Below are 13,674 nucleotides of genomic sequence, written 5' to 3' on the forward strand. Positions count from 1 at the left end.
CGCAATCTCACACCGGCTGCGACATCCAGCCGAACAGTCGCCGCATCAGACCCGGCCGCCCCGGCACTTCCGGGGGGCCGTCCGCCGCCAGCACGCGTTTGAAGAAGTAATCCAGGAACACCATGTCGTTCGGCTCGGTGACGGTGAATTGCTCCTCGCCGAAGAACACGCTGTAACTGAAGAAGAACGGGCCCATGATCGGGATCGTCGCGGTCGAGGCGTAGTCCTTGGAGATCACGAACTCCGACGGCTCGAGCCCGTGCTCGCGCATCGCCCGCTCGACCAGCGGCAGCTTGCGCATGAACTGGGCGGAGAAGCCGCCGACGGTGGATTGCAGGATAATCGACACGGCAAGTGTCCGTTTGCTTGATGCTGGCCGCTCTCAATTTGGGTCGGTTGACCGGCGGGGCGGGTTCAAGATGCCTGGCATTGGCGTCCGCGAACATGCTGGACATCACACGCAAAAAAGCCGGCGTTGCCGCCGGCTTTTTCTCTCTTTCGATCCGCCAATCTCTCTTTGCGACGAAGCCCCGCTTAATGCGCGGCTTCCAGCGCGGCCTGCTCGGCCCTTGCGATCGTGCCCTTGACCGCGGACTGCACCTTCTCGAAGGCGCGGACCTCGATCTGGCGGACGCGCTCGCGCGACACGCCGAACTCGGCGGCAAGGTCTTCCAGCGTCATCGGCTCATCGGCGAGGCGGCGCGCCTCGAAGATGCGGCGTTCGCGCGGGTTGAGCACGCCCATGGCGCCGTTCAGGGCGTCACGGCGGTGATCATACTCCTCGTGCTCCGCCATCATGGCTTCCTGGTTGGGCGTGTTATCGACCAGCCAGTCCTGCCATTCGCCGGCTTCGCCGTCGTCGCGGATCGGCGCGTTGAGCGACGCGTCGCCGCCGAGGCGGCGGTTCATGTCGATCACGTCCTGGTCCGTGACGCCGAGGCGCTTGGCAATGATCTTCACCTGGTCGGGGCGGAGATCGCCTTCGTCCAGCGCGTTGATCTTGCTCTTCGCCTTGCGCAGGTTGAAGAACAGCTTCTTCTGGTTCGCGGTGGTGCCCATCTTCACGAGCGACCAGGAACGCAGGATGTACTCTTGAATCGACGCCTTGATCCACCACATGGCGTAGGTGGCGAGACGGAATCCCTTCTCGGGTTCGAAACGCTTCACCGCCTGCATCAGGCCGACATTGCCTTCCGAGACGACCTCGGAGATCGGCAAGCCGTAGCCGCGATAGCCCATGGCGATCTTGGCGACGAGCCGGAGATGGCTGGTGACGAGTTGGTGCGCCGCGTCGCGATCGTCATGCTCGCGCCAACGCTTGGCGAGCATGTATTCCTGCTGGGGTTCCAGCATCGGGAATTTGCGGATCTCGGCGAGGTAGCGAGATAGGCCGGATTCTCCATTGAGGACCGGCAAAGCAGCGGTACGGGCCATTGTGCGCCCTCCAAAGGTTCAGGCCCCCGATAGCGGCGGGCCAGGCAGACGACCGCTGTGTCAAAGCCGGTCGGGCTGCGATGTTCCGCGTCGGTCATTTCCAACGCAGGCGCAATATACCCCATCGGGGGTCGAAAAGGGAAGGATTGCTGACGTCACGTCCCCGTGTGGCAGCTATAACTTTTTGTAATGTAACGCTTTTCTTAAGAGCCCTGCGTCATAGCGCCGCTTTGAGGGCACTCTGCAGGAGAAGCAAATCCTCCGGCAAAGGCGCCTCCCAGTGGAGTAATTCTCCGCTTCTCGGGTGCTCCAATACCAGCAGATAGGCATGCAGGGCCTGCCGTCCGAGCGCGGCGAGGGCGGCCTGCGACTCGGGGCCAAGCTGGTTGGCCTTGGTCTTGAAATGCGGGCCATAGACCGCATCGCCCATCAGGGGATGGCCGATATGGGCGAGGTGGACGCGGATCTGGTGGGTGCGCCCGGTCTCGAGCTCACAGGCGAGCAGCGTTGCGATCGGCTTGCCGTCGCGCCCCGTAAAGCTCTCCAGGATCTCCCAATGCGTCACCGCCTCGCGGCCGCCCTGGCGCACCGCCATCTTCTCGCGCGCATGGGGATGGCGGTCGATCGGGGCATCGACGGTGCCGCGATGCCGGCCGGGCACGCCCCAGGCAAAGGCCATGTAGCCGCGCCGCATCTCGCCGGTGCGGCCGTGATCGGCGAACTGCGCCGACAGCGAGGCGTGGGCCATGTCGTTCTTGGCGACCACCATCAGCCCGGTCGTGTCCTTGTCGAGCCGGTGCACGATGCCGGGCCGGCGCACGCCGCCGATGCCCGAGAGCGAGGCGCCGCAATGGGCGATCAGCGCGTTCACCAGCGTCCCCGTCTCGTGGCCGGCGGCGGGGTGGACGACCAGGCCCTTGGGCTTGTTGATGACGATGATGTCGTCGTCCTCGAACACGATATCGAGGGCGATCTTCTCGCCCTTGGGTTCGGCGGGCGCCGCCTCCGGCACCTCGATTGTGATCGTATCGCCGGATGCGACGTGATAAGCGGGGTCGCGGACGGGGGTGGCCTTCAGGCTCACCGCGCCCGCCAGGATCAGGGTTTTGAGCCTTGATCGCGACAGGTCCGGCAGGCGCGCCGCCAGCACGCGGTCGAGCCGGGCCGAGCCCTCGTCGCCCTCGACCACGACCTCTAACCTCTGCGCTGAACCCGGGCTTTCCATGACGACGTCTGATACCGCTGTTCCCGAACCGACCCCCGAGCAGGCCGCGCTGTTCGCGCGGGTGCGGCGGATGATGCTGATCGCGGGGTTGACCACGGCGCTGGCTGTCTGCGCCGTGCTGATCGCGGTGGGCTACCGCCTTTTCAAGTCGGAGGGAAGGGTGGTCGAGGCGGTCGGAGACGTCACGGCCATCCTGCCCAAGGGCGCCAAAATCGTCTCCACCGGGATCGCCGGCGACCGCCTCGTGGTCACCCTGGACCTCGGCGGGGTCGTCGAGATCCGCACCTTCGACGCCCGCACCTTGAAGCCGACCGGAAAGCTGAAATTCGCCAATGAGCCGTAAAAGCCCCATCGGGGTCCTTGCGGCGGACAAATTTCGAGGTTATTGGCTAGCCCACACGCTCCCTTCGTCTAGCGGTTAGGACGCGGCCCTCTCAAGGCTGAAACAGGGGTTCGATTCCCCTAGGGAGCGCCAGCGATTTCAGTGATTTAGCTGGCCTCATTCTTTCCCCATCTTCGCCGACCAAGTTAGAGCCGGGTACCGCTTCACGCGCTTCGCCCGCCGTTGGTTCGCGCTCCGACTTACACAGGCTTGATGGCCTGATCGCGCGATCCCAGCGCTTCGGTAAGAATTCACCGGGCACCTTGGACCTTCTGGCGATTGTTCGGTTGCCCGGGCGAATACGGGTTTCCACTGTATTTGTTCCCGGGCCTCTTCCATTTCGATATTGAGTTCCATATATCTGTCCATATTCCATACATTTTCCATATTCAAATGAGGTTCGGAATGTCAAATGTCGCAGACCCAACCACGAAGGCTCTCACCACCATCATCGATGCGCTCACTCCTCTTTCCTCCGAAGAGCGGCACCGCACGGTGGGTGCAGCAATGATTTTCTTGGGGGAGACCGTCGTCGCGCCTCACCGCAAGAATGCGGAAGCGGGGGAGACAGGCGACAAGCCGTCAGACGATGACGATACCGATGGCCAGTACTCGCCTTTCATTCTGAAGTGGATGAAGCAACACAGCGTTTCCGCCGAAGAGTTGGACCAAGTCTTTCATTTTGGGCCAGAGAATTCATTCGACCTGCTGCACGCGCCGGGCAAGTGGAAGAAAGAGCAGACCCTGAACACTTACATCCTGACCGGCCTCGGACATTATCTAGCAAGCAGCGGTGATCGAAGCTTTGATGACGTAACCGCGCGCGCCTTCTGTGAGAGGATCGGCTGCTATGATCAAGCTAATCATGCTGCGCACCTGAAAAGCAGAGGGCCGGAATTCACGGGAGAAAAAGGCCGAGGGTATGGTCTCACAAATCCTGGAATTAGGCGCGGAGCAGCTCTCGTTAAAGAAGTGTCAAACTCGGCGAGCACGTAGGTGATCGATCCATCCAATGTACTGACGGCTCTGCCACAGGCGCTGCGAGAAGAATTGCTCGACAGCTATCGGAAGATCGCTTCCAACTATCTAGAGCGGCGCTGGGAGCCATCAGAGCTCAATGGTGGGAAATTCTGCGAGGTTGCGTACTCGATTGTCGATGGCGCGGTTAGAGGCAATTACCCATCATCTGCAAGCAAGCCAAGCAACATGCTAGCCGCCTGTCAGGCGCTTGAAAGAGAGCCGGCGGTGCCGAGCCGTGTTGGTGACCGTAGCTTGCGTGTCCTTATTCCACGCCTGCTGCCTGTGCTGTACGAAATTCGCAACAACCGTGGTGTGGGCCATGTGGGTGGCGATGTAGATCCCAATCACATGGACGCTGAGGCGGTTCACACTATGGCAAGCTGGGTGCTAGCCGAACTCGTCCGCATCTTTCACGGCGTTTCGACTGAGGAGGCTCAAGAGGCCGTCGACGCTTTAGTAGAAAGAAGATCGCCATTGATTTGGGAAGTGGCGGGAGTCAGGCGCGTACTCGACGTCGAATTGAGTGCCAAGGATCAAGTGTTGGTGCTGCTGCACCACTGCACTGGTGCCGTTCCGGTGGCCGATCTGTTCAAGTGGATCGAATACTCGAATGCAAGCGTCTTTCGAAGCAAGGTCCTTTTGCCTTTGCACAAAGCTCGTCTCATCGAATTCGATCTTTTTCGCGGCACTGCTCGAATTTCTCCGCGCGGTGTGCAAGTTGTAGAAGAAAAATTGCTTGAGCGGGTATAGCTAGGGCGGACATGAATGTACCAAAGCTCATTCTTGTACTTATGGTTCTCTGTATGGTGATGGCCGCGCCAATGGCCTATTTCTCACAGGACCCACCAACAATACTGCAAACCCGTTTTATGGATAGCCTGTTGGTGGAATTACGGTGACAGTGCTGGACTGCACCCCTGAAGTGAGACACGATAATTACAGTGACAGGCATTTCGAGGATGACCTGTGGCAGGACGAGGAAAGAAGCGTCAGTTTCCGACGGCTTACAAATTGAAGGCGATCAAGCGTGTTGAGCGAGGCGAAGGCGTCCTCCCTGTAGCCCGCGAGCTTGGAATCTCCCGCAAGATTCTCCATGACTGGATCAAGGCCTGGAACGCCGAAGGGCCGGATGGTTTGAACCGGAAGCCCGGACCCAAGCCTGGCCCCCGCAAGCTCAAGCCACTACCGACGTACGACGACAAGCGCTCCGCCCTCGCGCTCGCCAAAGCCCGCATCGCCGAACTCGAGCGGCTGGTGGGCCGCCAGCAGATGGATCTCGATTTTTTTCGGCAAGCCTTGCGCGCATTGGAGCGGCCGGCCGCGCAAGGCAAACCCGTACCCGCATCGTCGAAGTCGTCAAAGCCATGACGATGGAGACGACCGATTCCTATGCCGATGTCCAACGCCTGTGCCGCCTCGCGGGCTTGCCGCGCGCGACCTATTACCGGCACCTCGCCAGACACGATCCCAAGGCAGCAGATTGCGAACTGCGCGACGTGATCCAGCGCATCTGCCTCAAGCACGTGTTCTACGGCTATCGGCGGGTGACGGCGGCCCTCAGGCGTCAGGGCATGGTCGTGAATGCCAAGAAGGTTCAAAGACTTATGCGCGAAGACAATCTGCTCGCGCAGCGCAAGACACCATTCCTGAAGCCGCCCTCGGAGCGGCCATCGGGCTTTCTCGTCGTCCCCAATCTGGTTCGTGGCCTGGTGCCGTCTGCGCCCGACCAGATCTGGGTGGCGGACATCACCTACGTCCATCTCGCCAGGACCTTCGCCTATCTCGCCGTCATCCTCGACGCATTCTCGCGCAAGGCTGTGGGCTGGGCCTTCGACGACACGCTCGACACCTCGCTTGCGATCAGCGCCTTGGAGAAGGCCATTGCCGCGAGACGGCCAGCGCGTGGCAGCCTGATCCACCATTCCGATCGCGGCGTGCAATACGCATCGATCGCCTATCGCCAGCGGCTTGCCGATCGGGATATCACGTTGAGCATGAGCAGACCCGGCAACCCCTTCGACAACGCGAAGGCCGAGAGCTTCATGAAGACGCTCAAGGCCGAGGAGATCAACGGGAAGACCTTCGTCGATCTCGACGACGCCCGCCGCCGCATCAACAGCTTCATCGCGGAGGTCTACAACAAGGAGCGCCTGCACTCGGCGCTCGGATACCAATCGCCTCTTGAGTTCGAAACCGCGTTCGCGCAAAACAAAGCACGATAACGTACCGTGGCAACCGCACTGTCACTGTAATTATCGTGTCTCACTTCAGGGGTGCAGTCCAGTTCACTCAATTCGATGCGGGCGCTCGGCTACCGGCCGCATTCTACATTTGGGATCGATGACTTGCCGTCCTAGTTGATCTTCGCTTGAGCGTCCTCGATTGCAAGGCGCCTATCGCACGCCGCCCAGCCGCTCTCTCACGCCGTCGTCCCATCAATCGACCGCCGGATCACCTTCTGCACCTCCGCGTTCGACAGGAACAGGTCGTGGTTGATGATGCCCCAGCCTTCCGCTGAGGCATCGACCACGCGCACGCCGAGCTTTGCGATGGCGGCTTTCTCGGCCGCGCCGACCCTGGTCATTCCGCCGGCGAGCTGCCCCGACAGCGCCAATGCGCGATCGTTGGTCGAGGCGATCACGGTGATCTTGCCGGCCAGCGGGCCGATGCGCTGCACCGCCGACGAGAACACGTCCATGTCGATGTCGGGCGCGGCGAACACCACCGCGCCGATCTTGCCGGTGACCGTGTCGCCGTATTTCGCATAGAGCTGGCGCAGGCTTTCGAGCGTCAGCATGGTTCCCATGCTGTGCGCGACGATGTGCACGCGGCCGGCGCTTGGTGCCGACACCAGCGCAGAGAGCACGCGCTCGAAATCGTCGCGGGACCACATCGCGCTGTCGCGGTCATAGGCATAGTCGAACAGTCCGGCCTTGGAAGGCCAGGAGAACACCATGGTCCGGCCGCGGAACCTGATCCCATCGGAGAGATGAGCGCCATCCAGCACCGCCGTCTCGAAGGTCTGCTTGAAGCCGTGCACATAGATCAGCACGTCGCCTCCGCCGGTCTGCGCAGCGAGATCGCCGGCGTCGGCCGGCACCGGTTCGATCCGATCAAGACGCCAATCGCCGATTCCGACCGAAGCGAGCGACAGGCGGCTCTCGTCCGGGGCCACCAGCCTGGCGCGCGCGAGCGTCATGCTGGACGCGCGCTCCGGCCCGAACCAGGGTTTGGCGCGACCGCCATTCACAGCCTTGCGCGTGGTGGCGACAAGCAATGTGGGATCGGCCGATAGCGACGACGCGTCGAAGTGCGCGCCGGTCGCGCCGAGACCTGCGCATCCGCCGAGAGCAACGGCGCTCCCTGCCGACAGAAGTCCGCCCAGGACGGCGCGGCGCGAAACAGCATGGCGGGGGTCGCGTTGCAGAAGAGATCTGACGATCACATGGAACCTTTGGGAACTTTGCCCGCCATAACGCCGCCCCGCCCTGTCCCTGAATGACAATGGGGGCGAGAAGACGGCGGAGCCTGCTTTGTGCGGTCACGCGCAGGGCCTTGCGTCGCGCTGGCGCTCGGGAGCGACCGAGTCGGAGTGCGGTATCGGCCGGAGCGCGGATGGATTTCCAATGCTGGGCGAAACAGCGCACCGTGCTGTCAACCCCTTTCCGCGAAAATATTCCACTTTACCGAAATTCGGATTTATCGTATGTGGTGGCCATCCCGGCCCACGAAAGGGGCGGTCGTACGTCGTTTCGAACGCGGGCTGGGAGTTGCGGTGGACGCGGGCGGCGTTAAAGGCGGAGCTTGCGCGTGCAGGGCGAGAGAACCTCGTGAGCGCGCGTGATCCGCGAAGACGAACGGCGCTGCTTGCGTACGGCAAAACCGCGTCGTCCTGGCCGTCGTTGCCACGGTCAAGCTGTTCGAAGATGCGCGAGCTCAACCGGGCGAACGGCATCGTCAATTCGAATGGCGAGGGAGGCCAAAAGGAAAGTTCGGCTCCCGGGAGAGCGCGGCATACTGGCCGTCAGACCATCGCGCAGGGAAGGCCTGGTATCGGCTGCCCTGTATCTCCCCTGTGCACGGCGTGTGCATCTGTTCAGCACGGGGGTCTTCACGGGTGCCAGCCGGCGCCCGGCCTTCCCTGCACCCTTTCTTTCGAGAGGGTGTGACGAGGAGCACAACTCGGGCAAATCATTGCTGCGAGACCGCGACCGCGTGCCTCAAACCGACCTGCGACAATCGCGCACGGTTCGACGGGCCGGTTCCAGCCCGGCGCGAGGCCAGGTGCAACACAATCTCAACCGAACCGGCTTAGGCCTGTCGCCTGTTCATTCCAAAGTCTTTTGCGACGGGTCTCCTGCATGACATCGGCTTGGCGTTTCTCTCTCCTGCTTCTCGTCCAGCTTCTCGCGGGGGGCTCCGCCCATGGGCAGGAAGGCCAAATCGTCAAATTGTCGGCCAGCATCGAATATCAGCGCATCGCGCGCTGGGATGCCGATCAGCTCAACAAGATCCTGCAGGTCGACACGCCTGCCTTCGCCGGGATCACCACGGCCTACAGCCCGGCGCGCAACGCCGTCCAGCTCTATCGCGTGACCTATTCGTCCGTCGTGCCCGAGCGCGGCAACAAGCCGACGACCGCCTCCGGACTGCTCGCGATCCCCGAGGACAGCGGCACCTCATTTCCGATGGTGTCGTATCAGCACGGCACCGTCTACGGGAAGCAGGAGGTCCCCTCGTTTCCGCAGCAGTCGCCGGAAACGCAATTGATGATCGCCCAGTTCGCCGGCCAGGGTTACGTCGTGATCGGCGCCGACTATTTCGGGCTGGGCACGTCGTCGGAGCCGGAAGGCTACATGGTGAAGGCGAGCCACCAGCAGGCGACCTCCGACATGCTGACGGCGAGCCGCGCCGTGCTCGATCATCTCAAGCTCACCACGACGAAACTGTTTCTCGCCGGCTGGTCGCAGGGCGGGTTCGTGACCATGGCCATGCTCGAGAAGCTCGAGCAATCGGGCGTCAAGGTCGATGCGGTCGCCACCGCGAGCGCGCCGGTCGACGCGTTCGTGGCGCTCAACGGCTTTCTCAATTTCCCGCGCAAGAACGATGCGAGCTGGGTGAATTCGCTGTTCATCCTGACGGCGTTCTCCTTCGAGAATTATTACGGCGTGCCGGGGCTTGCGCGCTCGCTGATCGCGGATGCCTATTACGACGTATCGCGCAAGGCCTACATGCGCGAACCCTTCAATCCGGCCGACGTCCCCACCGACCTGCACAAGCTGATCCGCGCCGACTATTTCGATCCGCAGTTCTTTGCGGCATCGGCCTACGGGCGCCTGGTCGCGCAGACGCAGGCGTATCGCTGGATCGTCAAGAGCCCGGTCCGCAACTATTACGGCGAGAGCGACGAAGCCATCAGCGTCGGGCTGGGCCAGCTCGCCATGACCTATCAGCGCGCGATCGGCAGCGGCAACCAGGCCGTGGAGGCGGTCTCGACCGGCAGCACCAGCCATCGCGGCACCTTCGCGACGGCCGTGCCGAAGTGGAAAACCTGGTTTGACGGGCTCTGACGGCGCGCGCGATTCCGCATGATGCGTCGGCATTGGCGGCGGTAGTCGCTCCCCCGAAAATCTGCCTCTATGCGCGCCGGGACGGCACGCGATGCGGCCGGTCTCCGCCTCCAAAGCTGCTGCCGGGCCTTTGGGGGTTTTGGCAATCGTTTTTCGGGGTGACGATATGAGCGGTTTGGTAATCAGCGGCGGTCGGGTGGTGGATCCCGCGAGCGGGATGGACGCGATCGGCGACGTGGCGGTGGTGGACGGCAGGATCGCCGCGGTCGGCACGGGCCTCGGCGGGGCCGAGCGGGTGATCGACGCCACCGGGCTGGTGGTCGCGCCCGGCTTCATCGACCTGCATGCCCATGGCCAGTCGATCCCGGCCGACCGCATGCAGGCATTCGACGGCGTCACCACCACGCTCGATCTCGAGGCCGGCGTGCTGCCGGTCGGGTCGTGGTATGAGCGGCAGGCCAGGAAAGGCCGCGTGCTGAACTACGGCGCCGCCACCAACTGGGCGTTCGCGCGCATCGGCGCGATGACGGGCTCGAATGCCGAGAGCTCCCTGGAGGCGTTCGGCAATGCGATGCGCGATCGCCGCTGGATGGACAACGTCGCGACCGATGCGGAGGTATCCGGCATTCTCGAACGGCTTTCGCGCGGCCTGAACGAAGGCGGCATCGGTATCGGCATCCTCAACGCCTACGCGCCGGGTGCCGGCGTGCAGGAACTGACCGCGGTGTGCCAGCTCGCGGCGGCCAAGGACGTGCCGACCTTCACCCATGTCGCGTTCATGTCGCGGATCGACCCCGAGAGCGCGGTGGAGGCCTATGTTCGCCTGATCGGCTATGCCGGCGCCACCGGCGCGCATATGCACATCTGCCATTTCAACTCGTCGAGCAAGACCGACGTCGAACGCTGCCGCGGGCTGATCGAGAAGGCGCAGGCGCAGGGCCTGCCCATCACGGTCGAGGCCTATCCTTACGGCACCGGCTCGACCGTGCTGGCCGCCGCCTTCTTCAGCGATCCCGAATTCGTCGAACGCAACGGCACCGGCTATGATTCCGTGCAGCGCGTGACCGACGGCTATCGCTTCCACGACCGCGAGGAGCTCCTGAAGGCGCAGGCGGAAGAGCCGTCCTCGCTGGTGCTCTGGCACATCCTCGACACCGAGCACAACGCGCATCACCGTGACCTCTTGGACATGTCGGTGCTGTATCCCGGCGGCGCCATCGCCTCCGATGCGATGCCGTGGACGACGTCGGACGGCAAGACCTACACCGGCGATGCCTGGCCGCTGCCCGACGATGCCACCTCCCATCCGCGCTCGGCCGGCTGCTTCACCAAGTTCATCCGCGAATGGGTGCGCGAGCGCAAGACCGTGTCGCTGCTGGAAGGCGTGCGCAAATGCGCGCTGATCCCGGCGGAAATCCTGTCGCAGAGCACGCCTGCGATGCGCGCCAAGGGCCGGCTTGCGAAAGATGCGGACGCCGACATCGTCGTGTTCGACTACGAAAAGCTCTCGGATCGCGCCACGTTCACGGCGATGAACCGTCCATCCGAAGGCGTGCGGCATCTCGTCGTCAGCGGCCAGCCGCTGATCAGCGACGGCATCCTCGACGTGGACGCGCGGCCCGGCAAGCCGGTGCGCCGTCCGGTCGTCGCGAGCTGATCGATGCCGGTCCCCATTCTCCTGGTCACGGGTTTTCTGGGGGCCGGCAAGACCACGGTCGTGAACCGGCTGCTGGCGCATGCGGAGGGGCGGCGGATCGCCGCCGTGGTCAACGATTTCGGCGCGATCAACATCGACGCCGAGCTGATCGCGGGTGCCAGCGACGGCGTCGTGAGCCTTGCCAATGGCTGCATCTGCTGTTCGCTCGAAGGCGATCTGCTGCGCACGCTGTCGACGCTGCTGCGGCGCGATCCGAAGCCGGACTATATCGTCATCGAGACCAGTGGCGTCGCCGATCCCGCCGACATCGTGCGCAACCTCATGGACCCCGTGATCCTGCGCGAGGCGCCGCTGGAGACGGTGCTCTGCGTGATGGACGCGGCGACACCGCCGTCCGCGCTGGATGACGCGCTGCATCGTTCGCAGCTCCGCGTCGCCGACATCGTCGCGCTGAGCAAGCTCGATCTCGCGGACGAGGGCGCAGGCGTGCGGATGCGCGAGGCCATCCGCGCGCAACGCGTCCCTGCCGTGGTGGTCGATGCGAAGCACGGCGCAATTCCGTCGGCCCTGCTGTTTCCCGCGCATGTTGCGCGCGCCCCCGCGCCGCGCGCGCCGGGGCCAAAGCGCCCGGCAGAGGACCGCTTCGAGACGCTGAGCTGGACCTCGGACCGGCCGCTCTCGCTGCCGCGTCTGCAGCAGGCGATCGGCAAGCTGGCACCAAAACTTGCGCGCGCAAAGGGCCTGTTCGAGACGATCGAGCAGCCCGGCCGCCAGATGGTGTTTCAATTCGCCGCCGGCCGCGCCACGCTGGCCCCTGGCGATGATGCGCCGGCGGCAGGCGCGCCGCGCGCGCGGATCGTCTTCATCGCCGAGCTCGGTGTGCTCTCGAAGGCGGAGCTCGACGCGATCATGGAGGCTTGTGTTGCCGGCAGCTAGAGTGGTTCGCGCCAATTGCAGGCGTGCCAGATCAGATCGGGCGCAGCCTCAATCCTCGACCGCCAATCCGTCGCCGTGCGCATACCATTCCGCGCGCGACGCCCAATGCACATGCCGGTCGGGTGTCGCGCCCAGCGGCTGGTCGAACGCGCCGGCATGGATGATGGCTTCGCGCCCGCTGCGCGTGAGATGCGGCATCGGGCTGCCGCAAGTCCCGCAGAACGCGGTGGCAAAGCTGCGCGCGTTCGGCAGGTCGAAGCGTCGCACGGATGTTTCCCCGCGCAGCCAGCGCAGCGCGCCCGCCTTCACGATCACCTCGCAGGAATGCGCGGTGCCGGTCGCCTTGCGGCAGCGCGAGCAATGGCAGTTGAGGAAGCGGTCGAACGGACCCTCGACCTCGAACGCGACCTCGCCGCACAGGCAGCTTCCGCGGAATGCGGCCATCTCATTCCCCCTCCGGCTCGGCGGGCTTCTCGGCGGCCTCCTCGGCGTGGACCGCCGGAGCGCCGTGTGCGCCGCGCAGCCGGATCATGGTGTCGATCACGTCGACCTCGATCTTCAGCATGTCGAGATCGCGCGTCATCTCGCGCACCTCCTGGCCCTTGCGCGCCAGCTCCTCGGAGACGTCGACCGCCATCTTGCGTTCCGTCACGTTGCCCTGCGTGTTGACGAACAGCTTTGCCCGCATCCATTCGAGCCGCGCCCGCTGGGTGTCTCGCTCGAATTTCCTCTCCGCGTAGCGGCGCCGCGCTTCCGCATAGGCGCCCACCAGCGCGGTTTCCGGCAGGCTCCACAATTGCTCGACCGACATTGTCATGCCGTTCAGGTCCCTGGGCTGCGTGGGGCAGAGTGTACTCCCGCGCCTATCAGACCCTTCCGGCCGGCAATTCTCAAGAGGGGATCGGCAGATCCGCCAAGCTCACGCGAATTGGGCGACGCCGTGTCCGACCGACCAGTTCTCCGCGGGAGCGTCGAGCACGTTGATGAACACGTCCTCGGGCCGGATGCCCGGACTTTCGCCGAGCAGGTCTGCGATGCGCCGGTACAGCGCTTTTTTCTGCTCGGTGGTGCGCGAGGCGAACACGGTGATCTGGATCAGCACGGCATCCTCGCTGCGGTCGACGCCGTAGGCATTGCCGCAGCGGAAGTTTGCGGGCGAAAGCTCGCTGATGGTCATGAACTCGTCGCCCTCGGGCACGTTCAGCGCCTCGCGCATGGCGCGGTAGAGACTGTCGAGGATGGCCTGGCGATAGACGTCGGGCTTTCCTTCGCGCATGGAGATGTGGAGGAGAGGCATCGTACGTCCCTCTGCATGCAGGCTCGATCAGCCAGGCGCATCATCCGCGCCGGCCGTCGGCTCATTGACGAAACGGGCTATCAATCCCGATCAGTTTTTGACACGATGTCGAGAAAGCATGTTCTTGACACTGTGTCAAATATTTTGAGAGGC

General features: G+C 63.7%; 15 protein-coding genes and 1 tRNA gene. 9 read left to right on the plus strand and 7 right to left on the minus strand.

Features of this window, described 5'->3' with window-relative positions; all coding sequences use genetic code 11:
• Positions 1-7 precede the first annotated feature (7 nt).
• The 3 genes from TSA1_RS22560 to TSA1_RS22570 form a co-directional block, all read right to left on the minus strand.
• The gene (locus TSA1_RS22560) at positions 8-349 is read right to left on the minus strand and encodes a hypothetical protein (RefSeq protein ID WP_100178249.1); all 342 of its coding nucleotides are present in this window, start codon (positions 347-349) and stop codon (positions 8-10) included.
• Positions 350-534: 185 nt separating this feature from the next.
• Positions 535-1,434 (minus strand): RNA polymerase sigma factor RpoH, encoded by a 900-nt coding sequence (rpoH, locus tag TSA1_RS22565; protein WP_100178250.1) that lies wholly within the window; start codon positions 1,432-1,434, stop codon positions 535-537.
• 217 nt (positions 1,435-1,651) lie between these two features.
• Positions 1,652-2,659 carry an RluA family pseudouridine synthase gene (locus TSA1_RS22570; protein ID WP_100178251.1) on the minus strand — a complete coding sequence of 336 codons (1,008 nt, stop codon included), beginning with the start codon at positions 2,657-2,659 and terminating at the stop codon, positions 1,652-1,654.
• Between TSA1_RS22570 and TSA1_RS22575 the strand changes: the two genes are divergently transcribed.
• From TSA1_RS22575 to TSA1_RS22600, 6 genes are all read left to right on the plus strand, one after another.
• Positions 2,658-3,002 carry a hypothetical protein gene (locus TSA1_RS22575; protein ID WP_100178252.1) on the plus strand — a complete coding sequence of 115 codons (345 nt, stop codon included), beginning with the start codon at positions 2,658-2,660 and terminating at the stop codon, positions 3,000-3,002. The genes TSA1_RS22570 and TSA1_RS22575 overlap by 2 nt on opposite strands.
• A gap of 57 nt (positions 3,003-3,059) precedes the next feature.
• A tRNA-Glu gene (locus tag TSA1_RS22580) sits at positions 3,060-3,134 on the plus strand.
• 312 nt (positions 3,135-3,446) lie between these two features.
• Complete coding sequence (locus tag TSA1_RS22585; protein WP_145984358.1) at positions 3,447-4,037, plus strand: hypothetical protein; 591 nt, start codon at positions 3,447-3,449, stop codon at positions 4,035-4,037.
• The gene (locus TSA1_RS38975; protein ID WP_145984359.1) at positions 4,038-4,811 is read left to right on the plus strand and encodes a hypothetical protein; all 774 of its coding nucleotides are present in this window, start codon (positions 4,038-4,040) and stop codon (positions 4,809-4,811) included. It abuts the gene before it with no gap.
• A 216-nt stretch (positions 4,812-5,027) separates the two neighbouring features.
• Positions 5,028-5,429, plus strand: coding sequence for a helix-turn-helix domain-containing protein (locus TSA1_RS22595; protein ID WP_100176497.1), 402 nt, complete (start codon positions 5,028-5,030; stop codon positions 5,427-5,429).
• Positions 5,426-6,283: an IS3 family transposase gene (locus tag TSA1_RS22600; RefSeq protein ID WP_100176498.1), complete on the plus strand. Its 858-nt coding sequence runs from the start codon at positions 5,426-5,428 to the stop codon at positions 6,281-6,283. The genes TSA1_RS22595 and TSA1_RS22600 overlap by 4 nt, the downstream gene beginning before the upstream one ends.
• Before the next feature lie 197 nt (positions 6,284-6,480).
• Here TSA1_RS22600 and TSA1_RS22605 read toward each other — a convergent pair whose 3' ends face one another.
• On the minus strand, positions 6,481-7,506 hold the full coding sequence (locus TSA1_RS22605; protein WP_100178255.1) for an alpha/beta hydrolase: 1,026 nt from the start codon (positions 7,504-7,506) through the stop codon (positions 6,481-6,483).
• A gap of 1,006 nt (positions 7,507-8,512) precedes the next feature.
• On the opposite strand from TSA1_RS22605, the gene TSA1_RS22615 reads away from it, so the two are divergent.
• The 3 genes from TSA1_RS22615 (at position 8,513) to TSA1_RS22625 (ending at position 12,224) form a co-directional block, all read left to right on the plus strand.
• Complete coding sequence (locus TSA1_RS22615; RefSeq protein WP_100181284.1) at positions 8,513-9,631, plus strand: alpha/beta hydrolase family protein; 1,119 nt, start codon at positions 8,513-8,515, stop codon at positions 9,629-9,631.
• Between the two features lie 166 nt (positions 9,632-9,797).
• A complete protein-coding gene (locus TSA1_RS22620; RefSeq protein WP_245448394.1) occupies positions 9,798-11,288 on the plus strand; it encodes an amidohydrolase family protein in 1,491 nt (496 codons plus the stop codon).
• 3 nt (positions 11,289-11,291) lie between these two features.
• Positions 11,292-12,224 carry a CobW family GTP-binding protein gene (locus TSA1_RS22625; protein WP_100178256.1) on the plus strand — a complete coding sequence of 311 codons (933 nt, stop codon included), beginning with the start codon at positions 11,292-11,294 and terminating at the stop codon, positions 12,222-12,224.
• 48 nt (positions 12,225-12,272) lie between these two features.
• On the opposite strand, the gene TSA1_RS22630 is transcribed toward TSA1_RS22625, so the two are convergent.
• The 3 genes from TSA1_RS22630 to TSA1_RS22640 form a co-directional block, all read right to left on the minus strand.
• On the minus strand, positions 12,273-12,668 hold the full coding sequence (locus tag TSA1_RS22630; RefSeq protein ID WP_100178257.1) for a GFA family protein: 396 nt from the start codon (positions 12,666-12,668) through the stop codon (positions 12,273-12,275).
• Position 12,669: 1 nt separating this feature from the next.
• The gene (locus TSA1_RS22635; protein ID WP_100178258.1) at positions 12,670-13,041 is read right to left on the minus strand and encodes a hypothetical protein; all 372 of its coding nucleotides are present in this window, start codon (positions 13,039-13,041) and stop codon (positions 12,670-12,672) included.
• A 102-nt stretch (positions 13,042-13,143) separates the two neighbouring features.
• Positions 13,144-13,521 (minus strand): tautomerase family protein, encoded by a 378-nt coding sequence (locus TSA1_RS22640; RefSeq protein ID WP_100178259.1) that lies wholly within the window; start codon positions 13,519-13,521, stop codon positions 13,144-13,146.
• Positions 13,522-13,674 lie beyond the last annotated feature (153 nt).

Source organism: Bradyrhizobium nitroreducens (genome assembly GCF_002776695.1).
GTDB lineage: Bacteria > Pseudomonadota > Alphaproteobacteria > Rhizobiales > Xanthobacteraceae > Bradyrhizobium > Bradyrhizobium nitroreducens.